The following is a 23,994-nucleotide window of genomic DNA, read 5'->3' on the forward strand; positions in this document are numbered from 1 at the left end:
CTAGAAAGCGTTAATTCCTGTAATATCTAGTCCTGTAATCAACAAGTGAACATCATGTGTTCCTTCGTAAGTAATGACAGACTCAAGGTTTGCAGCGTGTCTCATCATCGGGAATTCTCCCATAATTCCCATTCCTCCAAGGATCTGACGAGATTCTCTTGCAATATCAATAGCCATTTTTACATTGTTTCTTTTGGCCATAGAAATCTGAGCAGGAGTTGCTTTATGAGCATTTTTAAGGTTTCCTAACTGCAGACAAAGCAATTGAGCTTTCGTAATTTCAGTTAAGAATTCAGCCAGCTTTTTCTGTTGCAGCTGGTAAGATCCGATTGGTTTTCCGAATTGTTTTCTTTCTTTCGAATACTGAACAGCTGTACAATAGCAGTCAATTGCAGCTCCGATTACTCCCCAGGAAATTCCATATCTTGCTGAATTCAGACAAGATAAAGGTCCTTTCAATCCTGTGACTCCCGGAAGTAAATTTTCCTTTGGAACTTTCACATCATTGAAAACCAGTTCACCTGTTTTTGAAGCTCTCAAACTCCATTTATTATGCGTTTCCGGAGTGGTGAAACCTTCCATTCCTCTTTCAACGATCAATCCCTGAACTTTCCCTTCTTCATTTTTAGCCCAGACTACAGCAATATCGCAAAGCGGAGAGTTGGTGATCCACATTTTAGCACCATTTAAAAGATAATGATCTCCCATATCTTTAAAATAGGTTTCCATAGAACCTGGATCTGAACCGTGATTAGGCTCAGTTAACCCAAAAGAACCGATCATTTCTCCGGATGCCAGTTTGGGAAGGTATTTCTTTTTTTGTTCTTCAGAACCGAATTCATTGATCGGGAACATGACTAAAGAACTCTGTACAGAAGCGGCAGAACGTACAGCAGAATCTCCTCTTTCCAGTTCCTGCATAATCAAACCGTAAGAAATCTGATCAAGCCCTGAACCTCCATACTCAACCGGAATATAAGGACCCAATGCTCCAGCTTTTCCCAATTCTCTCATTAAGCCGGGAATATCTGTATGATTTTGTGCAGCATGATCAATCTGTGGCATTACAAAACTCTCTACCCATTCTCTTATCGATTGGCGTATAAGTTTGTGTTCTTCGGTAAGTAAAGCATCTATTCCATAGTAATCAGGAATGGATGTAAGAGGATAATATGACATTGTAATTTAATTTTTCTAAAAATAATACTTTTCACTATTCCAGAGAAATTTTTTTTAATGCCTTATGATAATTGATTTTTTTGACCTAATTTGAATCAAAATTTACTGAATTACTCATCATCTTCTTTATCATTTGAAATAGGATACTGATTGGCTGAATTATGAACCTTACTTTTGAATTTGTACAGATAAGGAGCTTTGTTTGCAGAGCCATCATACAATTTTTCGAGCCTGTCAAGGATGTTAAGGCTCAGTATTTTACGCTGAAAATTGTTCCTTCTGAATTTTTCCCCTAAAATGGTTTCATAGAGAGACTGCAAGTCTTTCATGGTAAATTTCTCAGGAAGCAAGTTACTGGCTGCAACTTCAGTATTGATGTTCATTCTAAGATATTCAAGACCCGTTTCTATAATCCTGTCGTGGTCAAATGCCATCTGAGGGAGTTTATTCACTTCAAACCATTCACAGGTTTCGTTAAAAGCATCCGGGAAAGTATTAGCAAGGGAAAAGTCAATCAAACTGCAATATCCCACTGTAATGAATCTTTGAAAAATCCAGTGATCTTTAGGAATTTCGATGCCTTTATTCTGAAGCAAAATCTGATGTACATTATTTTCAGTACGGTCAATTCTTCCAAAAGTGTGAAACTGTTTCAGGAAAATGTCTTTAAGATGTGTTCTTTCATATAAAACACGTGCTGCAGCTTCTCTCAGATCTTCATCATTAAATACAAATCCGCCCGGAAGTGACCACAGATTGAGATCATGATACTTCAGTAGCAATACTTTCAGGATATTATTATGAAAACCAAATATGGTGCAATCTACAGATACATGAGCCACAAAGTCTTTTGTATCAATAAGTTCCTGAAGGTTTTGTTTGTTTTTTGTGTCTTTGATTTTCATGGTAGTAAAAATAAAATTATTTTTCTAATGTTTTTCTACTGATACTAAAATACAGTAAACTTATTGAAATTAAAACGAGTACAGCAAATAAAATATAGACTGAATAATAGTTTAGCAGTTGGTTGTTGAATAAGATTGACATCATAATAGAACTGACAGAGCTTCCTAAAGATGAAAAAATAACGACTAAGGAAGTAAAAATATTCACTTTCTCCTTATCAACACGGGTAATCATTTTTGAATTGATAACAGGGTAGAGCGGTGATAAAAAGAGGCCGATAACAGGAAATAAAAACAATAATATTTTTGAATTTCCCTCGCCTAGAAACTGAATGCCAATAATGATTAACAATACTGAAACAATCAGTATAAGGCATAAAATATAATACTTTGACAAAGTAAATCTATGGATAATATTGGATGTAATCATTCTTCCTGCATAAGAGAAAAGAGCCAGAAAAGATGAAGCCTGAAGTGCAAAAAATGAATTGACTTTCAAATGGTTTTTATAAAATGAAGGTAGCCAGGAATTAAAACTCTGTTCAACAAAAACGATTGAAAACAGAACGAACAAAAAGGTAAGAATGAAAGGACTAACAAACGTTGAAAGCTCTTTAATAAGATTTTCCTTATTTTTTTTTATCGGTTCGGAAATTTCAAGTCTTGAAAATAGAAAAATAGTGATGGCTGATAAAACAGAAATCATTACAAATCCAAATTTCCAAAATTGAGAGAACTGACTTGAGATGAGCCATCCAAATCCTGTGTTTACTACAAAAATACCAATCATAAACGAAGCTTCTACGCTATTCATGGTTTTTGCCAAGGATTTTTCATCAGAAATATTGTTACGAATCACTCCGAATACACATATTTTACCGATGGCAAAACAGGTTCCGATAATGGCAAACCAAAGCTTATAAAACCAGAATACCTCTACAAAAGGTAAAATAAGCGAACAAATTCCTACAATGCTTAATGCCAAAATCAATGATTTTTTTGTTCCGAATTTGCTGATAAAGTTAACGGCGAAAAGTGAAATAAGAGCAACCGGAATATCTTTAAATGACTCCAGAAATCCCAGCTTATCATACGTGATTTTCGCCTCGGAAAGCTGTAAAATCACAATGCCCATGCAGTTTAAAACCATCGAGAAAATCAGGAAAGTTAGTTTTAAGGGAAGGGATATTTTTGAGAGCTTGGTCGTCATTTTAGGGATTTATTTTGTTCTGTTTTATAAAAATTCAAGGTTTATTTTAAGAAAAATTATGCCTTTGAAGTCCCAAAAATAAACGAAATATTAAAATAGTTATTAATAAAATGTTAATTATTTAAAAAAAAATATATTTTTATTGTCTCAATTTGAGAATTAAAAAACTAACTGTATATGAATGTAAAAATATCAAGAAGTTTAGGGCTGGTTGCAGTACTGTATTTTACTGCTAACTTCAGTGCTCAAAACACCAAGAAAGACACTCTTCCCAAAGAGCAGAAAATTGAGGAAGTAGTAATGATCGGTTATGGTACTCAGAAGAAGAGTAATGTGACGGGTGCAATCTCCAGTATTAAAGCCAGTGATATTGAAAATGCTCCTGCAGCGGGAAGACCAGAACAGGTACTTCAGGGTAGAGCTGCTGGTGTCAGTGTAATTTCAAATTCTGGGCAACCGGGTAGTGCTCCTACCGTTCGTGTGCGTGGTATTACAAGTTTTGGTGCAGGAAGCAATGATCCGCTTTGGGTAGTAGACGGAATTGTAGTAGATAATATCGGATGGCTGAGTCAGTCTGATATTGAAGGAATGGAAATCTTAAAAGATGGAGCTTCTGCTGCAATTTATGGTGTTTCTGCTGCAAAAGGAGTAGTTCTTATCACCACTAAAAAAGGATCAAAAGGAAGAATGAATCTTTCATATAATGGTTTCTTTGGCGTAGGAAGTGCGGCTAGAAAATTAAATTTACTAAATGCAACGCAGTATGCAACGATTATGAATGAAGCCAATGCTAATGATGGAAAAGCTGCGATGTTTCCCAATCCTGGTGCTTTAGGAGCGGGAACGGACTGGCAAAAACAAATTTTCAATACAGCGCAAAGACAGTCTCATGAATTTAGCATCAGTGGAGGAAATGATAAGTCTACATTTTTTACTTCATTCGGATATTATGATCAGGAAGGTATTGTAATGAGAGATATTTCAAATTACAAAAGACTTAATGCAAGATTCAATTCAACCCATAAAGTTTTTGAGTTCTTAACGATAGGACAAACTTTTGCATATACTCACGTAAAAGCGCAAGGAATAAATGATAATAATGAGTTTGGAGGGCCTTTGAGCTCTGCCATTAATTTAGATCCTACAACACCTGTTGTTGTTGATAATATTTCTAGTCAGCCTTTTCCGAGTGATTATACAAACAATGCCAATATTATAAGAGATCCCAATGGGAACCCATATGGAATTTCGCATTACGTAAGTAAAGAGATGACAAATCCTTTGGCATTTCAGGAAACTCAAAGAGGAAGATACAGATGGTCTGATGATATTATTGCAAATGTTTTTGGAGACTGGAAAATTGATAAAAACTTCAATTTTAAATCAAGTATGAATGGAAAGCTTTCTTATTGGGGAAATCAGGCTTTTACACCAAAATCATATTTAAGTTCTGCTAATTCTAACTCTACAAATAATTTATTTAGAGAAATTCAAAGAAAATTTGAATGGAATACAGAGAATACGCTTACATACCATAATAAGTTTGGTTTACATAATTTAAACGTTTTATTAGGTCAAGGATATTATGAGTATAATATTTCTTACGGACAAAATACAACATATAAAAATCTTCCGACAAATAACTGGCAAGAAGCATCGTTCAATTTTGATATTGCGCCATCTGATAAAACATCAAATGCATGGGATGGAAAACAAACACACAAAGCTTCTTATTTTGCTAGAGTAGTATATGATTATGATAATAGATATCTTTTTACAGGTACAATCCGTAGAGACGGATCCTCTAAGTTCGGGCGAAATAACCATTGGGGAAACTTTCCGGCAATGTCTTTAGGTTGGAACGTTTCTAATGAAAATTTCTGGCCTGAAAATAATGTTGTAAATAGCTTTAAATTAAGAGGAGGATATGGTGTTTTAGGTAATGATGCCATTGCAGATTTCCAGTTTGCAAACTTCTTGGTGGCTGGAAGCAACTATACTTTTGGGGATAACATCATCCACGTTGGATATGCACCAAGTACTTTGGAAAACCCTGATCTAAAATGGGAAAGAACATCACAATTCAATATTGCTGCAGATCTTAAGATTTTAAGAAATTTCGATTTGAGTGTAGATGTTTACAGAAAGAAAAGTACCGATATATTAAGACAGGTTGAAGTTCCTGGATATTTAGGGTTGATTAATAATCCATGGAGAAATATTGGGGATATGAATAATGACGGAGTAGAGGTAACTCTTGGATACAAAAAGAATTGGGGGGATTTTGGGATTTCAGCAAATGGTAATTTTGCCTATTTGAAAAATGAAATTACCCGATTAGAAGGAGGTAAAGAATATGTAAATTTTGCTTCATTCCAAACTCTTGGTACAGTTTCCAGACTGCAGGTTGGACAATCTTATGGTTCTTTCTACGGATATCAAAATCTTGGTATTTTCCAGAACCAGGCAGAAATTGATGCCTATAGAAATTCTAGTGGAGGGTTGGTTCAAGCAAATGCTAAACCAGGTGACTTTAAAAGATTAGATGCAAACGGAGATGGGAAGATCGATGAAAATGACTATGTAAATCTTGGTAATTCAGTGCCAAAATATACGTTTGGGTTTACTCTAAATATGAATTATAAGAATTTTGATGTGATGGTATTTGCACAAGGACAAGCCGGCAATAAGATTTTCCAGGGATTAAGAAGACTTGATATTCCTGAAGCTAACTATCAGACTGCTATTCTTGACCGTTGGACAGGTGAAGGTACATCAAATACTATTGCAAGACTTACAAAAGATGATCCTAATCAAAACTATACCAGAATGTCTGATTATTATCTTCAAAAAGGAGATTATCTACGTTTAAAATTGGTTCAGATAGGATATACTCTTTCTAAAGATGTGGCAAAAACTATCGGAGCTTCTAAAATAAGATTTTATGTAACAGGAGAAAACCTTGTAACCTTTACAAAATATACAGGTTACGATCCTGAAATTGCAGGTGGTGATACATTTGGTATTGACAGAGCTTACTACCCACAAGCAAGAACTTTCCTTTTTGGTGCTAATGTTCAATTTTAATTAAAAGAAAAATGAAAAATAAGAGATTTATATATAAAAGTGTTTCTGTTTTAATGCTTGCAGGAATTGGTTTGGGAGCTGTTTCTTGTAATAACAGTAATCTTGAAGATGTTCAGAATACAGGAACTTTCGATTCAAGCAACTATTTTCAGAATGAAGAACAAGCGTATTCTGGTCTTGTTGCCACCTATGATATGCTTAGAAAATATTCAGGAGGTTTTGAAAATATGGTGACATTTTTTAACGGAGCTTCGGATGATTTTTATTCAGGAGGAGGAAACTCTTCTGATGGTGCGGGAATTCAGGGATTTTCAAATTATTCTATAAATTCTGTCATTATGCCTGCTAGTTATTGGAAGGATTATTATCAAGGAATTGCAAAAGCGAATTTATTATTAGACAGAATTCCTAATGCAAATATGAGTGACCAAACCAGAAAAAGATTTATTGCGGAAGCTAAAGTTTTGAGATCATTATATTATTTTGAATTACTCAGGATGTTTAAAAATATCCCGATGGTTTTAAAACCTATTTTGGTTACAGACGACTATTATAATATTCCTCAAGCAAAACCCGAAGATGTTTATGCTCAAATAGAAGGTGATATTGTTTCAGCAATTAATGACCTTCCTATGACTATTTCTTTTTCCAATAAAGCTGAATTGGGAAGAATTACACAAGGCTCAGCTCGTGCTATTTTAGGAAAAATTTATCTTTATGATAAAAAATATACTCTGGCTGCTGCTGAATTTGCTCAGGTAAATGGAACTCCTGGAGGAACTAGTCAGTATGGTTATAAATTGGTACCTAAATTTGCAGATCTTTGGGTAATTGATAATAAATTTACTTCAGAATCGATTTTAGAGGTAATGCATACTAACGGGAGTAATGCAGATTGGGGGTTCTGGGGAACAGGAAAAGACGAAGGAAATTCTGTTAATCAAATGGTTGGTATTATTTCTTACGGGAAAGTAGATACTTCACCTGTTGTAAATACAGCTCCAAGTATTCATAAAGGTTGGGGCTTCAATCCAGCAACAGATGATTTATTTACATTCATGCAGGGAGATCCTCGCTTAGATGCCACAATTTTTAATGCTAAAGCTTTAGTACAGCAAAATAAAATTACATATTCTGCAGGTTTTAAGGACACTGGATATTTCTTAAACAAATATTTACCTCGAACAGAAGACGAAACGACTTTACCTGGAGTTGTTGAACTTAACTTCCGTCAAAATTACATTGCCATCAGATTAGCAGATACCTATTTGATGGAAGCTGAAGCATTAGGGGGATCGGGCGCAAGAGCACAACAGTTATTGGATGCTGTAAGGTCAAGAGTTGGATTAACTTCAGTTCCGGTTTCTATGCAGGCAATTAAAGACGAAAGAAGAAGAGAGCTTGCAGGTGAAGGTCACAGATGGTTCGATTTGGTAAGATGGGGTGATGCTCCTGCAAAATTAGGTTCAAGAGGATTTACGGCAGGCAAAAACGAAATACTTCCGATTCCTTTTAATGAACTTACAAATACAGCTTTAAAACAAAACCCTAACTATTAATAAAATTAAAAATGATAACCAAATATTTAAATAAAGGACTTTTGCTAGGGTCTGCGTTTTTTTTCTTAGCAAGCTGTTCACCGGATAGTATTGATGGGGAAGGAAATGGTATTTCGCAGGGAACTTTAGATGCCTCATTTAAAGTTACTAAAACATCTGAAAATCATTATTTATTAAAAAGAAATTATAATAATTATATAAATTCAAGTTGGAATATTGATGATGATGGTTTTAATAATGGAAAAGGTGAGGAAAATCTTTTTCTTCCAGATGCAGGAACTTATGTTATTCAGCATAATGCAATTGGTATTGGAGGAGTTGTAGGTGGTACTGCAAGTGAAACAGTCGTTGTGCCAACCTCAGATCCGATTTCTGGTAATATGATTTTAGGAGGAAGATTCGATACTCCAGATGAAGTTGCGAAATGGTCAATTCATAAAATCAGTACTTCAGGGGCTCAATGGGTTTTTGCTAACGGTAAAGCTACTATTGTTGCCAGTGGAAGTAATCAACAAGGTATTTATCAGGCTGTAAATGTAGTGGCGGGACAGAAATATTCAATTGATATGGTTGCTTCTTCAGATACACCTTTGGTAAATACATGGTTTGAAGTATATGTTTTAAATACAGCTCCGGTAACAGGAAATGATATTAGTGGAACTGTTTATAGAAATATCAATACTTGGGACGGTTGTGGAACGAGTAAATTTAAAGGAAAAGTTTCATCTATAGGATGCAATACTTCTAAAAATGGTGGAATATATACAGCTACAACAACAGGAACTGTTTATCTGGAAATTAAATGCGGAGGAGGAACTGTTAATAGTTTAAGTATTGATAAAGTAGAATTCCGTAGAACTCAATAATCTTCACGAAAATTAAATTGATATGATTTCACAATATTCATATAGTTTCGTACTTAGAGGTGCTGCACTTTGCGGTGTAGCACTTCTTTCTTTTTTTAACTGCAGTAGTGCTGATGTAACGGGAAATGTTGATAGTTCAGGAGGAAACGGAGACGCCTCTGGAGATCCAGTACAAGTTTGGTTAACAAAAGGAGATCAGTCGGTGAAACTACAGCAACAAAGTACAGCTTATTTTTCAGGAACTTCAAATACAGGAACGACAATAGAAGTAGATGCTTCACAGGTTTTCCAGAATATAGATGGATTTGGATATACACTTACAGGTGGAAGTGTTCAGGTAATCAATCAGCTGAATACAACCAAAAAGCAGGAGTTATTAAATGATCTATTCGGTAGTTCAGGAATTGGAGTGAGCTACCTAAGAATCAGCATTGGAGCTTCAGATTTGAACAGCGAGGTTTTTTCTTATGATGATCTTCCGGCGGGACAGACAGATCCTACGCTTTCTCAATTTAGTATCGTGAAAGACCAGGCAGTGATTCAGATGCTAAAAGACATTTTGATGATTAATCCCAATATTAAAATTTTGGCAACGCCTTGGTCACCTCCGGTTTGGATGAAAGATAATGGGAACAGTACAGGAGGAAGTCTAAAACCTGAATTTTATGGAACATATGCTCAATATTTTGTAAAATATATTCAGACAATGCAGGCTCAAGGAATTAAAATTGATGCCATTACTCCTCAAAACGAACCACTACATCCCGGGAATAATCCAAGTATGTATATGACTCCCGGAGATCAGGCAGCGTTTATTAAGAATAATCTGGGACCGGCTTTCCAGGCGGCAAACATTACCACAAAAATCATTGCTTACGATCACAATTGTGACAATCCGGCTTATCCTTTGGCGGTTTTAAATGATGCTGCAGCAAACCCTTATGTAGACGGTTCTGCGTTCCATTTATATGCGGGAGACATTTCTGCATTGAGTACCGTTCACAATTTATTTCCCAATAAAAATGTATATTTTACTGAGCAATGGACGAGTTCTACAGGAAGTTTCTCAGGAGATTTGGACTGGCATATAAAAAACGTTATTATTGGTTCAATGAGAAACTGGAGTAAGACAGCACTGGAATGGAATGTAGCAAACGATGCCTCGTTTGGACCTCATACACCGGGTGGCTGTACACAATGTAAAGGAGCAATTACCATTAATAGTGCGACAGCATATGACAAAAATGTGGCTTATTATATTATTGCCCATGCTTCCAAATTTGTCCCTGCAAATTCTCAGAGAATTGCTTCTACGCAACCAGATAACCTTTCAACGGTAGCTTTTAAAACACCTGCCGGAAAAACGGTTTTGATTGTTCAGAATAGTAATTCGACGGATAAAACATTCAATATTAAATACAACCAGAAAACAGCTTCTGTAAAGATTGCAGGAAGTTCCGTTGCAACCTATATTTTTTAAAATAAAATCATGAAGAGAATTTATTTCTTATTAGCATTTACAGCATTTGGATTCAATATTTTCGGACAAAAGACAATTGACCAGAAAGTTACTGAGCTGTTGTCTAAAATGACACTGGAAGAAAAAGTAGGGCAGTTGGTTCAATATAGTGGTTTCGAATATGCAACTGGTCCTCAGAATTCTAATTCTGCAAGTGTTTTGAATGAAATAAAACAGGGAAAAGTCGGCTCCATGCTTAATGTGGCAGGAGCAGAAGAAACCAGAAAATTTCAGCAGCTCGCTTTGCAATCAAGGTTGAGAATTCCTTTATTGTTTGGTCAGGATGTTATTCATGGATACAGAACCACATTTCCGGTAAATCTGGGACAGGCGGCAAGCTGGGATTTAGGATTAATTGAAAAATCAGAGAGAATTGCAGCAACCGAAGCTTCCGCTTATGGAATTCACTGGACTTTTGCGCCAATGGTAGATATTGCAAGAGATCCGAGATGGGGAAGAGTAATGGAAGGCTCTGGTGAAGATACGTATTTGGGAACTCAGATCGGTTTGGCAAGAGTAAGGGGCTTTCAGGGAAAGGGACTTGGAAATCTTGACGCTATCATGGCCTGTGCAAAACATTTCGCAGCGTACGGAGCAGCAGTTGGCGGAAGAGACTACAATTCTGTAGATATGAGCTTAAGGCAACTGAACGAAACCTATTTACCACCTTTCAAAGCAGCTGCAGAAGCAGGTGTGGCTACTTTTATGAACTCTTTTAATGATATTAACGGAATTCCGGCAACAGCCAACAAATATATTCTGAGAGATTTATTAAAAGGCAAATGGAACTATAAAGGATTCGTAGTTTCAGATTGGGGCAGCATTGGTGAAATGGTTCCTCACGGATATGCAAAAGACAATAAAGAAGCCGCGGAGAAAGCAATTCTTGCAGGAAGTGATATGGATATGGAAAGCCGTGCTTATATGGCCGAACTTCCAAAGTTGGTGCAGGAGGGAAAAGTAGATCCGAAATTTATTGATGAGGCGGCAAGAAGAATTCTGATCAAAAAGTTTGAAATGGGATTATTTGATGATCCTTACAGATTTAGTGATGAAAAGAGGCAAAAAGAACAGTTAAATAATCAGGAAAACAGGAAATTCGGAAGAGAATTTGGTTCAAAAAGTATTGTATTACTTAAAAACCAAAACAATATTTTACCTCTTTCAAGGTCTACCAAAACGATTGCGTTGATCGGTCCTTTCGGAAAAGAAACTTCTGCTAATCACGGATTCTGGTCAATTGCTTTCAAAGACGATAACCAGAGAATTATTACTCAGTTTGATGGAATTAAAAACCAATTAGACAAAAATTCTACCTTATTATATGCAAAAGGAGCTAATGTTGATGATCAGGACAAATCGATGTTTGCAGAGGCTGTAGAAACAGCAAAAAAAGCAGACGTGGTGATCATGACTTTAGGTGAAGGTCCGGCAATGAGCGGGGAAGCGAAAAGCAGAAGCAATATTCATTTTTCTGGGGTTCAGGAAGATCTGTTAAAAGAAATTGCAAAAGCTGGGAAACCTATTGTGTTAATGATCAATGCAGGACGACCACTGGTTTTTGATTGGGCCGCAGATCATATTCCGGCGATTATGTATACATGGTGGTTGGGAACGGAAGCAGGAAATTCAATCGCGGATGTTCTTTTCGGAACAGTAAATCCGGGAGGAAAACTTCCAATGACATTCCCTAGAACAGAAGGACAAATTCCTGTTTATTATAATCACTATAATACGGGAAGACCGGCGAAAAACAATACGGATAGGAATTATGTTTCTGCCTATATCGATTTGGATAATGATCCGAAATTTCCGTTCGGTTTTGGGTTGAGCTATACTCAATTTAAATATTCTGATATGAACTTAAGCTCAATTAATCTTAAAGGAAATCAGACTTTAAAAATCAGTGTCAACGTTGCCAATACAGGAAAATATGATGGCGAAGAAGTGGTACAATTATACATCAGAGATTTATTTGGGAAAGTAGTAAGACCTGTAAAAGAACTAAAAAGCTTCCAGAAAGTTTTTATTAAAAAAGGAGAAAGTAAGACGGTTACTTTTAATCTGACTCCCGAAAATCTGAAATTCTACGATGATGACCTGAATTTCGATTGGGAATCCGGTGAATTCGATATCATGATCGGGACAGATTCTCAAAATGTACAGACAAAAAGAATTAATTGGTCAAAATAATAATAAAAGTTTAGATCTAAGAGCGGGATAAAACCCGCTTTTGGCGGCAGAAAACATAAAAATTAAACTGTAGATTTGTCATTCTGAAAGTGGAGAAACGAATTGAAGAATCTATTTTAATTCATAATAGAGATTCTTCTTTATCAGAGTGACAAAATCAAATTTTAATTTTAAAATCATGAGAGTAAAATATATTTTTCATTTAATTGTAGGAGGAACCCTGATCTTTTCATCATTGAATTGCACTTCAAATAAGCCTGATTCCAAAAGAAAACTGATCTGGAATGATGAATTTAATTATAAAGGATTACCAGATTCTTCCAAATGGAATTATGATGTGGGAGGGCATGGTTTTGGAAATGAAGAATCTCAGTTTTATACGAAAGACCGTCTGGAAAATGCAAGGGTAGAAAAAGGGAATTTAATCATAGAAGCACGAAAAGAAAACTGGGAAGAAAGCAAATATACTTCGGCAAGATTGCTTACAAAAGGAAAATTTGCCTTTCAGTACGGAACTGTTGAAGTAAGAGCTAAACTTCCTAAAGGTCGTGGAACCTGGCCCGCCATATGGATGCTGAGTGAAGACTTAAAAAAGTGGCCCAATGACGGGGAAATAGACATTATGGAACATGTAGGATATAATCAGGGATTTATACATGCTTCCGTACATACAAAAAATTATAACCATGTAAAGGCCAACCAAAAAACGGATACGTTACAGGTAAAAGACGCCAGTGAAAAGTTTCATGTTTATAAAGCGGACTGGACTCCTGATAAAATTGATTTTTATATTGATGATAAGAAGTTCTTTTCTTATGAAAATGAAACTAAAACATATGAAACTTGGCCTTTTGATAAACCTTACTTTATCATTCTGAATCTCGCAGTTGGAGGATTATGGGGCGGAATAAAAGGTATTGATGACAGTATTTTTCCTCAGAAATATTATATAGACTATGTAAGAGTCTACCAAAATAAATAATTATACATAAAGAAATTTTCCTCCTTTGGAGGATGGTAGAAATTCAAAATAATTTTTGACGCGGTGGTTAAATGTAAAACGAAGAAGAAATAAATGAAAAAGCTAATTGTAAGTTGCTTTGTCATTGGAATAGCTTTCAATGCAAATGCACAACATTACTGGAAAAAAAATGCGGGTAAAACAGCCAGGGTATACCTTACCGATTCTAAGACCAATGAAAAAATGGCAGATAAAGGAACGGTTAAATTTGAAAAATTCGGACAGCCTAAAGAAACGGATGCCTGTATTTTTGTAGATCCGGATTTTAAATACCAGAAGCTGATAGGAATAGGAGGAGCCATTACAGATGCTGCCGCAGAAACCTTTTATAAAATGCCTCAGAATAAGCAAAAGGAAATCCTTGAAGCCTATTACGGAAAAAATGGATTAGGATATACTGTTGTCCGTACCAATATGAACTCTTGTGACTTCTCAAGCGATTCCTATACCTATGTTCAGGATAATGATACCTCTTTAAAAACATTCAATGTAGCACATGATGAAAAGTATAAAATTCCCATGATTAAAGAAGCTCAGAAAGCAATCGGGAAAGATTTTACCTTTTACTTTTCACCTTGGAGTCCACCGGCCTGGATGAAATCCAATCAAAGCTTATATAAAGGAGGAAGGTTAGAAAATCAGTATTATCAAACCTGGGCAGATTATTATGTAAAATTCATTAAAGAATACGAAAAAAGAGGAATCAATATTTGGGGACTGACTGTTCAGAATGAACCTATGGCAACACAGAGTTGGGAATCCTGTATTTATACAGCTGATGAAGAAGGAGAGTTTCTGAAGAATAATTTAGGTCCAACCCTATGGAAAAACGGATATAAAGTTAAGAAAGTAATGATTTGGGATCATAACAGGGATTTAATCTATCAGAGAGCCACTACTACCTTAGGAGATCCGGAAACAGCAAAATATGCATCAGGAATTGGTTATCACTGGTACGAAACATGGAATAATAAGACCCAGCTTTTTGATAATTTGGCAGAAACACAAAGAGCTTTTCCTGATAAGTTTCTAGCTTTTACAGAAGGCTGTAAAGAACAGTTTGATCTTTCTAAAATCTATGATGTAAAATTGGGAGAATTATACGGTAGAAATATGATTAATGATTTCAATAAAGGAACAGCTCTATGGACAGACTGGAACGTACTTCTTGATGAAACCGGAGGACCAAATCATGTAGGGAATTTCTGCTTTGCCCCGATTATTGCCAATACCAAAACAGGAGAGGTTCATTATACCTATGAATACTATTATGTAGGGCATGTTTCAAAATTCATTAAGCCCAATGCGCAGAGAATTGGAAGCTCTTCTAATAGGGTAGCTTTAACGTCAACTACTTTTATGAATGAAAACGGACAATTGGTTACCGTAATCATGAATGATACGGACAATGATATCGATGCCAATTTATGGATCCAAGGAATGGCTGCCAAACTTGCTGCACCTGCACATTCTATACAGACCGTAATTTTATAGATACTTCATATTAACATTTTTAATAAGTTTCGGCGGAGCCTTTGGCTCCGCCGAAACAATTTATAGATCTGATTATTATTAATTCAATCAATTTCAAATTAACGAAAAAACCCATGTTTTAAACACGGGTTTATATATTAAAAAGCTTTAAAAGCTAAAATAAATTAATTTTCAGCATCATATTTACTGATTACTTTCTGAGTCACTCCAGAACTGCTGAATCCTCCATCATGGAAAAGATTTTGCATTGTTACTTTTTTAGTAAGATCTGAGAAAAGCGTAACACAATAATCTGCACATTCAAGAGCCGTAGCATTTCCTAGTGGAGACATATCTTCAGCATATCCCAAAAATCCTCCGAAACCTTTTACTCCACTTCCTGCAGTAGTCATTGTTGGAGACTGAGAAACAGTATTTACACGTACTTTTCTTTCTCCCCAATAGTTTCCGAATGTTCTTGCGATGCTTTCAAGATAAGCTTTATTATCAGACATATCGTTATAGTCCGGGAATGTTCTTTGTGCTGCAATATAGGTAAGCGCCAAAATACTTCCCCATTCATTCATACAGTCTTTTTCCCAAGCCACACGCATTACTTTATGGAAAGAAACAGCGGAAATATCCCAGCCTTTTTCCAACCAGTCATAATTCATTTCTGTATAATGTTTTCCTTTTCTCACGTTGATAGACATTCCGATAGAGTGAAGGATAAAGTCGATTTTCCCAAATTTTGCTATTGCAGCGTCAAAAAGTTTTTCAAGATCTTCAACAGAAGTAGCATCTGCACCAATTACTTCAGACCCGGTTTTTTCAGCTAAACCGTTAAGCTCACCCATTCTCAAAGCGATAGGAGCATTAGACAAGATAAACTCAGCACCTTCTTCATGACATCTTTCTGCAACTTTCCATGCGATTGATTGTTCATTAAGGGCTCCAAAAATAATTCCCTTTTTGCCTTTAAGTAAACCGTATGACATAATTTTTTAATGTTTATTTACCTACAAATGTAGCAATAATTTGTGTTTAGAACATAATAAAAACGAAGCCTTCTGTAAAAAAGGCTCCGTTTTCTTGAAAATATTTATATAACTGAAATTCTAATTTGTTTTCTTATTCCATTCTGCTTTTACATCCTCTGCAGCATCTTTGGTTTTTTCCCATGCATCATTGGCTTTATCTTTAATATCATCCCACGCATCGGATACATTATTTTTTACCCTGTCAAGCCAGTCTTCATGTTTTGCCTCTTCATCATTGGCTCTTTTCTCGTTGATGTAATCTTTTGCTTTGTCTGCCAATTCTTCAACTTTCCATTTCACATTATCTGCTGCATTTTTTAAAGAATTTTCTGTGTTGTTTACTGCATTTTCAGCTTTGTTATACTCTGAATTGTTCATAATATTAATATTTATAGTGTTTGTTGTTATGAAATAAACAATAACCATTCCTAAAGTTCTAGCACGATGTTAAATTTTTCATAAACTTTTGTTATCTTTTTACAATCAATATTTATCTTTAGGTTAAATAAATAAACAAGCATGGAGAAAATACGTTGCGGATGGTGTGAAAAAGACGATCTGTATAGAAAATACCACGATGAAGAATGGGGAAAACCAATATATGATGATGAAACAATTTTTGAATTTTTAATTCTGGAAAGCTTTCAGGCAGGATTGAGCTGGTATACCATTCTTACAAAAAGGGAAAACTTCAGAAAAGCTTTTGATGATTTTGATTATAAAAAGATTGCTGTTTATTCTGATGAAAAAGTAGAAGAACTGATGCAGAATGCTGGCATTATAAGAAACAGATTAAAAGTGTTGGCTACCATTAATAATGCACAGAAATTTCAGGAGGTTCAAAAAGAATTTGGAAGCTTTTCAAAATATATCTGGAGCTTTGTAAACGGTAAACCCATTGATAACAATCCTAAAACGTTAAAAGATGTTCCTGCTACAACAGAGATTTCAGATGCCTTATCCAAAGATCTTAAAAAAAGAGGATTTAAGTTTATGGGTTCTACGGTTGTGTATGCTCATATGCAGGCAACAGGAATGGTGAATGATCATGTGGAAGATTGTTTTCTGAGAGAATAAAATATAGTATTTTTGAGATCATTAGCGTTTATCAATATGAAGAAAATCTATTTATTATTAATTTTCCTTTTTATTTTTTCTATTAAAGCACAAAAAAACAGAAATGAAAGTGATTTTATTCCCGTAGAAATCACTCGTGAAAATGGTGAAATTGAAAATGTTCTTATGAAAGGAATTTATTTCCCTAAAACCAAACGTTTTCAGGGAATGGTAGCACAATCTAATACCAAACATTCCATTTATTCAACCGACATCGTTTTTGAATATAAAACTTCATCAGAATCTGAAGTAAAGAAAATTGCTTTTAACGAAGTGAAAAAAATTAAGGTTAAAGATAAATATGAGGATGAAATTCTTGGTTATGAAAAGTTAAAAATTCTGGAGCTGGACTCTAAAATGAATTTGGTTCATAAAAACTATGTAGCTATGTTGCCAATTTTACACGAAGGAAAAATAAATATTTATGGATATGACCATTATCTATGCTATAATAAAAACGAAAGCAGTTGCAGTTACAACACTACATTATTGTATTTAAAAAGAGAAAATGATCCATATGCTATAATGCCTTTTGACTTGGACAGAGTCGGAATACTTAATTTCAGAGAAGTTGATGAGAGGTTTGTTGCAGGTTTTAGGCAAGCTGGTGGTAAATGTACCCATTTTTCGCAGTATTTGGATCAGCTTTATAAAAAATTAGATACGGAAGGTTTTTATACAACATTTAGGCAGGGATATCCGGAGTATATGAAAAAAATAAGAGAGACAGCAAAAAATGATAATCTAAAGGGGAAGGATAAAAAAGATTTTATTGTAAAAGGCAAACATGATTTTATTCTAAATTATTATATAAACATTATAGGAGAATATGAGAAAAACTGCCCATATTAACAAAAAAGGATTGCAAAACGCAATCCTTTTTTAATTAGTTTCACGTTGTAAAAATCTTTTTTAAATTTTTATAATATTCATTTACTTCTAAAAATTGATTTTCTCTTTCTATAATAAATTCACCTCTTATTTCCTCATTGTTTTTTAGAATAATTCTGTAATAATTATTATTTCCTGAATGATATTTTCTTCCTGTATTATCATAAGACGCTTTGTCCTTATTAAAACCACGGTAATAACTGGCATCAATATTAATATATTTAATTTCAGAAAAATGAATTTCCCTATTTAAAACAGATATAACTTTATCTTTTAAATATAGTTTTCCGATTACTTTTCCTGACAATGGTTCGAATTCATAAGAGTGGTAGATTACTAAACCAATAATATATAAAATAATGGGAATTAAAAGATATTGAGAATCAATTTTAAAAATCTGGAGTACTGAGAAAATGAAGATAAAAATAAGTAAGGAATAAGTTGGAAAACTTATGTTTTTCCACCATCTTTTGTCCTTTTGATAGACTTTTAATTCAATCATATAAACTGAAACCGAAATAATGAAAAATTGAGTTTGAGAGTTTATTGAAATAAGTAATTCTGCAAACTCTCAAACTCTTTAGCTTATTTAATAATTCTCTCCAGTACCCATTCAATCAGGTTCTTTTCAGAAGCATGATGGTCTGCAGAGAATTCTCCTCGTCTTCTGTTGGCAATTACGTTATTTACGGTGATCGCTTTATGCCCTAAAAGTTTAGACAATGCATAGATGGCAGAAGTTTCCATTTCAAAATTGGTAACTCCAAGATCATTTAACGTTTCCAAAAACTTGTCATCAACAGCTTTTAAACGAAGCTGTCTTCCTTGTGGCGCATAAAATCCAGGGAAAGTAGCGGTATTTCCGTGATATTTTGCATCCTTATAAAGTTCCCCCAATTCTTCTGCCCAATTAGCGAAATAAAGCATCGGCTTGATTTTTGGGTATGGAAACTGCTCCAGGAAATTTTTAGAAAATTCATTTTCAAACTCATAATCCTGATAAAAATGCATTAACCCGTCCAATCCGACAACATTTTGAGTAACTAGCATATTATCAACCTGAACATCCGGATTTACACTTCCGCAGGTTCCCATTCTGAATAATTGCAGTGAAGAATGTTCGGCTTTAAACTCTTTGTTCTTAAGGTCAATATTTACCAAAGCATCCAGCTCGTTCATCACAATGTCAATATTCTCAGTCCCGATTCCGGTTGACATTACTGTGATTCTTTCACCTCTTAAAGTTCCTGTATGAGTATAAAATTCTCTTTTATTTTTCTTAATTTCTACTTTGTCAAAATATTTTGAAACCTTTGCCACACGATCCGGATCTCCAACAAGGATAATCTTTTCAGCAATGTCTTCAGGTAAAAGATTTAGGTGATAAACACTTCCATCATCGTTCAGAACCAACTCTGAAGCTGCAAGTTTATTTAGCATACATATATTTTTTATAGTTTAAACCGTAATTTGAATCAATTTTAAAATCCTTCCCCAAATATCTTCTCATCATTATTTTAAAACCAGTGTCGATAGAGAAACCGACCGCTCAAGTATAATGAATTTGATTTCGGGGTTTAAAATTAATAAAAATTCTTTTACAAGGAGGTTATTTAAATGACCTAAAATATAAATATTAGTTAATCCAAAATTAAAATTGTCGTAATCTGCAGGCAATAGCTTTGCGGCTAAAAATTCATGAGATCCTATCCGCTGCTTATTGTGATTCTTTTAATCGGTTTTGCAATCATGTCATTCAATCCTGAATATAAAGGAATCGAAACCGAAAATACTGTCATCAATAAAGGATTAGCTGATTTTAAAACAAAACTTGAACAGCTAAAGTCAGATGCCTATCAGTTTTCTGAGGATAAAATCTCACTGGAAGACCTTCAAAAATCATTAAAAGCGACAAGAAATTCTTTTAAAGAAATTGAATTTTATGTTGCTTATCATTATCCTGAATTTACAAAATCCAAGCTCAATGCAGCTCCTTTATTCCATATTGAAGCAGCAGGAACAAAGTCTTATACTCTTCCTCCTGAAGGATTACAGGTTTTGGATGAGTTAATATTCTCTGATGAAGCAGGAGAACAAAAAGAAGAAATAAAAACAATTACCAACTTCTTGTATAATACATATGCAGGTTTTTACTTAAACTCAGTTAAAAATGGCTTGAGTAAAGGAAATAACAGAACATTACCCTTAAGAATTGAGCTGATCAGAATTTATAGTCTGGGTGTTACAGGATTTGATACCCCGGGTTCACTTAATACCTCTGAAGAAACGGCTCATGCTTTTATCGGTATAAAAAAATATGTGAACGATGATTTGTACTTTAAAAACTTTAACATTCAGAAAGCAAATTCAATTCTTACAGAAGGTATAGAATATCTTTCTAAGAATAATAATTTTGAAACTTTTGACAGAATAGAATTTTACAAAAAATATATTCAGCCTTTATATGAAGAATTTGGAAAATGGGATGGAAGAAGTGATGATCTTAAAGAGTTTTCAGGATGGAATGTCAGTAATAAAAACTTATTCAGCAGCGATTTTTTAGATCCTTATTTTTATACGCTGTTAAAAAAAGAAGAGGATAATGCTGATCTGAGAAAGCTGGGAAAAGAAATTTTTTATGATCAAAACTTAAGCAGCAATGGAAAAATGAGTTGTGCGACCTGTCATTTACCTGAAAATGCATTCACAGATTTAAAAGTGAAATCTCCAAGCAACGTAGAAGGAAAAACCGTGCTGAGAAATTCACCGTCATTATACAATGCTGTTTTTGCCAAAAGATTTTTTTATGATTTAAGAGCTTTCTATCTTGAACAGCAGGCTGAACATGTCATTTATAATGAAGATGAATTCAATACGAGCTATGAAAGCATCATTCAAAAATTAAAAACAAAAAAAGAATACAGACAAGCCTTTAAAGCAGCTTTAAAAAACGGAGAAGTGAGTAAAGAAAACTTTTCTAAAGCGCTGAGTTCTTACGTAGCATCTTTATATTCTTATGAAAGCGATTTTGATAAGTTTATGAGAAACGAAAAGAATATTTCTTCCGATGCCCAAAAAGGATTCAACCTATTCATGGGAAAAGCTAATTGCGCTACCTGTCATTTTGCCCCGAATTTCTCGGGCTTGGTTCCGCCGTTTTTTAATGAAAATGAGTCTGAAGTTTTAGGAATCACACAAAAGCCAATTAGCCATAAACCCTTTGAACTTGATACAGATAAAGGAAGGATAAACAGCCCTGTAAAAAAAGAAAACTCATGGATTTATGAAAACTCTTTTAAAACAGTTACCGTAAGAAATATTGCCTTAACAAAACCCTATTTTCATAACGGAGCTTTTAATACTTTGGAAGAAGTTTTAGACTTTTATAATGAAGGAGGAGGGGAAGGTCTTGGACTGAAAATTAAGAATCAGACTTTGGCTCCCGATAAGTTAAATTTAACCCCCACGGAAATAAAACAAATCATTGCTTTTCTGAATTCTTTAACGGATGTAAGTAAAAAATAAAAGTCAGTTATCAGTTTCTATTATAGTAAACAGCCTGTATTTTAATTCTAAATGCAGGTTGTTTTTATTTTAAAACTCACAATGTGTAGACTTAATTAACACTCTGTTAACTTGATTAACATTAGGTTTTCGATTAATTAATATTTAACAAGGCTGATTTAAAGTCCTATTAATAGAGGCTTCGAAGCAATAAAATAGCTTTGCAGTGTCTAAAAAATCGAAATTTAAAAATGAAAAGAAAATTACTAACAGTTGCAGTTCTTGCATTGATGACAAGTTCTGTGTTTCATGCACAGACTTTTGTCTTTAACAAAAATTCCGCTTGGAAATACAATGACGCCAATACAGCATTGGCAGATCAGTGGAAAGACACCAATTTTGACATTTCTACCTGGTCACAGGGAAATGGACCTCTTGGATATGGTGATCCTGTAACGACTACAATTAACAGTGGTCTTATTACTGCCTATTTTGCAAAAGATTTTACAGTAAATCTGAATGATCTTTCTGATACAATGGAACTGGGAGTGATGAGAGATGACGGAATCGTTGTTTATCTGAACGGCCAGGAAGTAGTGAGAGATAATATGCCGACCGGAGCCATTACGTTCAGTACATTATCCAGTACAACTATTGACGGAGCAGCAGAAAGTGTATATAATATATTTTCTATTCCAAAATCAAAATTCGTGAACGGAAACAACAGAATCTCTGTTGAATTACACAACAGAGGAGCAACGAGTTCTGATTTAAGAATAGATGCTTATCTAAAAACTGTTGTATCAACAACAACTCCGGTGCCATGTAATGCGAATCATATCAGCTGCTTTACGTCTATTGTTCCTACAGCTCAAACCAATAAATTGATTATTCCTGTAGAGCATAATTATCAGTTGATTTTAAAAGAAGGAGATAACTATACAGAAGGAGGGGGATTAGTAGGAGGACAAAATGACTTTACAGCATATGTTCCTAAAAGCGGAAGTTCTACAGACGGATATCTTTCTATCAATCACGAAACCAATCCGGGAGGAGTAACCATGGCTGAAATTAATTATAATACTTCTACAAAGCTTTGGCAGTTAACAAGATCCAGAGCGGTAAGTTTCTCTGCTCCGAGTCTGGTTCAGACGATCAGAAACTGTTCAGGAGGTATTACACCTTGGGGAACAGTAGTTACAGCCGAAGAACAGACGACTTCAAGTGATGTAAATGGTGACGGAATGAAAGATTACGGATGGTTGGTAGAAATCGATCCTGCAACTGCTCAGGTAATTTCTCAAAATACGGATGGTTCTAAAGGAAAACTTTGGCAGATGGGAATTATGAATCATGAAAATGTGGTGATCAATAATGCTGGAACCACAGCTTATTATGGTGAGGACGGAGGAACTCATATGGTATACAAATATGTAATGGATACTCCGAACAACCTTTCATCAGGGAATTTATTTGTTTTAAAACTGGATCAGGGATTAAGTAACGGAGATCCTGTTGCAACAACAGCAACATGGATTCAGGTTCCTAACAAAACCAAAGCAGACCAGAATAATACAACGGCTTTAGCACAATCTCTGGGAGGAACTTCTTTCAACGGAATCGAAGACGTTGACATTAGTCCGATTGATGGTAAAATCTACTTTACAGCGAAAGGGTTGAATAAAGTCTACAGATTACAGGATAACGGAACTACGGCTTCTCAGGTTGAAACTTTCGTAGGAGGTCTTACAACAAATTATTCATTTACAACGGCACAGGGAACAAAAACTGAAACCTGGGGAGACGGAAACGACAACCTTACATTCGATGAACTTGGAAACCTTTGGGTATTACAGGATGGTGGAAAAAATTATATCTGGGTAATTGCTCCGGATCATACTCAGGCTAACCCAAAAGTGAGATTATTCGCTTCTATGCCTGCAGGTTCTGAACCAACCGGTCTTACTTTTACCCCGGATCATAAGTTTGGATTCTTCTCCGTGCAGCACCCGGATTCTACGATATCTACAGATATTGATGCTACAGGAAATACAATCAATTATATTGGAAAATCAGCAACAATCGTAGTAGCTCTTAAAAATAATTTAGGAACTGCAGGATCTCTCGGAACAGGTGAAATACATGCAGAAACTGAAGTAACAGTTGCTCCAAACCCGACTTCAGGAATCGTGAAAATCAATTCTCCAAAAGGATTGAAAAATATTGCGGTAACAGCTTACAGTATGGATGGTAAAATTGTGTTCACTCAGAAGTTTTCAGGAACAAACAATGCTTTAGATTTAGACTTTACAAAGCAGCTTGAATCTTCAAGAGTTTTGATTTTAAATATCGAAGCTGATGGATTCCAGAAAACAGTAAAGCTGTTGAAAAAATAAATCTTAATAATTCTAAGCTGCCGGTACATTACTTA

The 23,994-nt window shown here is 34.8% G+C and carries 18 protein-coding genes; 11 read left to right on the top strand and 7 right to left on the bottom strand.

Annotated elements, in window-relative coordinates; all coding sequences use genetic code 11:
• The 3 genes from P0Y62_03555 to P0Y62_03565 form a co-directional block, all read right to left on the bottom strand.
• Positions 1-1,179, bottom strand: a complete 1,179-nt coding sequence (locus P0Y62_03555; protein WEK70634.1) for an acyl-CoA dehydrogenase family protein — start codon at positions 1,177-1,179, stop codon at positions 1-3.
• Positions 1,180-1,289: 110 nt separating this feature from the next.
• The gene (locus P0Y62_03560) at positions 1,290-2,084 is read right to left on the bottom strand and encodes an NUDIX domain-containing protein (GenBank protein WEK70635.1); all 795 of its coding nucleotides are present in this window, start codon (positions 2,082-2,084) and stop codon (positions 1,290-1,292) included.
• A gap of 16 nt (positions 2,085-2,100) precedes the next feature.
• Positions 2,101-3,294 carry an MFS transporter gene (locus tag P0Y62_03565; GenBank protein WEK70636.1) on the bottom strand — a complete coding sequence of 398 codons (1,194 nt, stop codon included), beginning with the start codon at positions 3,292-3,294 and terminating at the stop codon, positions 2,101-2,103.
• A 177-nt stretch (positions 3,295-3,471) separates the two neighbouring features.
• Here P0Y62_03565 and P0Y62_03570 point away from each other — a divergent pair, with 177 nt between their 5' ends.
• The 7 genes from P0Y62_03570 (at position 3,472) to P0Y62_03600 (ending at position 15,033) form a co-directional block, all read left to right on the top strand.
• A complete protein-coding gene (locus tag P0Y62_03570) occupies positions 3,472-6,381 on the top strand; it encodes a TonB-dependent receptor (protein ID WEK70637.1) in 2,910 nt (969 codons plus the stop codon).
• A gap of 11 nt (positions 6,382-6,392) precedes the next feature.
• Positions 6,393-7,940 (top strand): RagB/SusD family nutrient uptake outer membrane protein, encoded by a 1,548-nt coding sequence (locus P0Y62_03575; GenBank protein ID WEK70638.1) that lies wholly within the window; start codon positions 6,393-6,395, stop codon positions 7,938-7,940.
• 11 nt (positions 7,941-7,951) lie between these two features.
• On the top strand, positions 7,952-8,806 hold the full coding sequence (locus P0Y62_03580; protein ID WEK70639.1) for a hypothetical protein: 855 nt from the start codon (positions 7,952-7,954) through the stop codon (positions 8,804-8,806).
• 22 nt (positions 8,807-8,828) lie between these two features.
• On the top strand, positions 8,829-10,286 hold the full coding sequence (locus P0Y62_03585) for a glycoside hydrolase family 30 beta sandwich domain-containing protein (GenBank protein WEK70640.1): 1,458 nt from the start codon (positions 8,829-8,831) through the stop codon (positions 10,284-10,286).
• Between the two features lie 9 nt (positions 10,287-10,295).
• Entirely contained in the window at positions 10,296-12,518 is a 2,223-nt protein-coding gene (gene bglX / locus P0Y62_03590; GenBank protein WEK70641.1) for a beta-glucosidase BglX, read from the top strand.
• Between the two features lie 178 nt (positions 12,519-12,696).
• Positions 12,697-13,500 carry a glycoside hydrolase family 16 protein gene (locus P0Y62_03595; protein WEK70642.1) on the top strand — a complete coding sequence of 268 codons (804 nt, stop codon included), beginning with the start codon at positions 12,697-12,699 and terminating at the stop codon, positions 13,498-13,500.
• Between the two features lie 93 nt (positions 13,501-13,593).
• Positions 13,594-15,033 (top strand): glycoside hydrolase family 30 protein, encoded by a 1,440-nt coding sequence (locus P0Y62_03600; protein WEK70643.1) that lies wholly within the window; start codon positions 13,594-13,596, stop codon positions 15,031-15,033.
• Positions 15,034-15,197: 164 nt separating this feature from the next.
• Here P0Y62_03600 and P0Y62_03605 read toward each other — a convergent pair whose 3' ends face one another.
• Both P0Y62_03605 and P0Y62_03610 read right to left on the bottom strand, forming a co-directional pair.
• A complete protein-coding gene (locus tag P0Y62_03605; protein WEK70644.1) occupies positions 15,198-16,010 on the bottom strand; it encodes an SDR family oxidoreductase in 813 nt (270 codons plus the stop codon).
• 120 nt (positions 16,011-16,130) lie between these two features.
• A complete protein-coding gene (locus P0Y62_03610) occupies positions 16,131-16,430 on the bottom strand; it encodes a hypothetical protein (protein ID WEK70645.1) in 300 nt (99 codons plus the stop codon).
• Between the two features lie 141 nt (positions 16,431-16,571).
• On the opposite strand from P0Y62_03610, the gene P0Y62_03615 reads away from it, so the two are divergent.
• On the top strand, positions 16,572-17,129 hold the full coding sequence (locus P0Y62_03615; protein ID WEK70646.1) for a DNA-3-methyladenine glycosylase I: 558 nt from the start codon (positions 16,572-16,574) through the stop codon (positions 17,127-17,129).
• Between the two features lie 36 nt (positions 17,130-17,165).
• Positions 17,166-18,020: a hypothetical protein gene (locus tag P0Y62_03620; GenBank protein ID WEK70647.1), complete on the top strand. Its 855-nt coding sequence runs from the start codon at positions 17,166-17,168 to the stop codon at positions 18,018-18,020.
• 40 nt (positions 18,021-18,060) lie between these two features.
• Here the strand turns inward: P0Y62_03620 and P0Y62_03625 are convergent, their stop codons facing one another.
• Together P0Y62_03625 and P0Y62_03630 are read right to left on the bottom strand one after the other, a co-directional pair.
• Positions 18,061-18,561 (bottom strand): hypothetical protein, encoded by a 501-nt coding sequence (locus tag P0Y62_03625; protein WEK70648.1) that lies wholly within the window; start codon positions 18,559-18,561, stop codon positions 18,061-18,063.
• A gap of 83 nt (positions 18,562-18,644) precedes the next feature.
• Positions 18,645-19,499 carry a nucleoside phosphorylase gene (locus P0Y62_03630; protein WEK70649.1) on the bottom strand — a complete coding sequence of 285 codons (855 nt, stop codon included), beginning with the start codon at positions 19,497-19,499 and terminating at the stop codon, positions 18,645-18,647.
• Between the two features lie 258 nt (positions 19,500-19,757).
• Between P0Y62_03630 and P0Y62_03635 the strand changes: the two genes are divergently transcribed.
• Together P0Y62_03635 and P0Y62_03640 are read left to right on the top strand one after the other, a co-directional pair.
• On the top strand, positions 19,758-21,584 hold the full coding sequence (locus P0Y62_03635) for a cytochrome c peroxidase (protein WEK70650.1): 1,827 nt from the start codon (positions 19,758-19,760) through the stop codon (positions 21,582-21,584).
• Positions 21,585-21,814: 230 nt separating this feature from the next.
• On the top strand, positions 21,815-23,959 hold the full coding sequence (locus P0Y62_03640; GenBank protein ID WEK70651.1) for a DUF839 domain-containing protein: 2,145 nt from the start codon (positions 21,815-21,817) through the stop codon (positions 23,957-23,959).
• The last annotated feature ends 35 nt before the right edge of the window (positions 23,960-23,994 follow it).

Source organism: Candidatus Chryseobacterium colombiense (assembly GCA_029203185.1).
Taxonomy (GTDB): domain Bacteria; phylum Bacteroidota; class Bacteroidia; order Flavobacteriales; family Weeksellaceae; genus Chryseobacterium; species Chryseobacterium colombiense.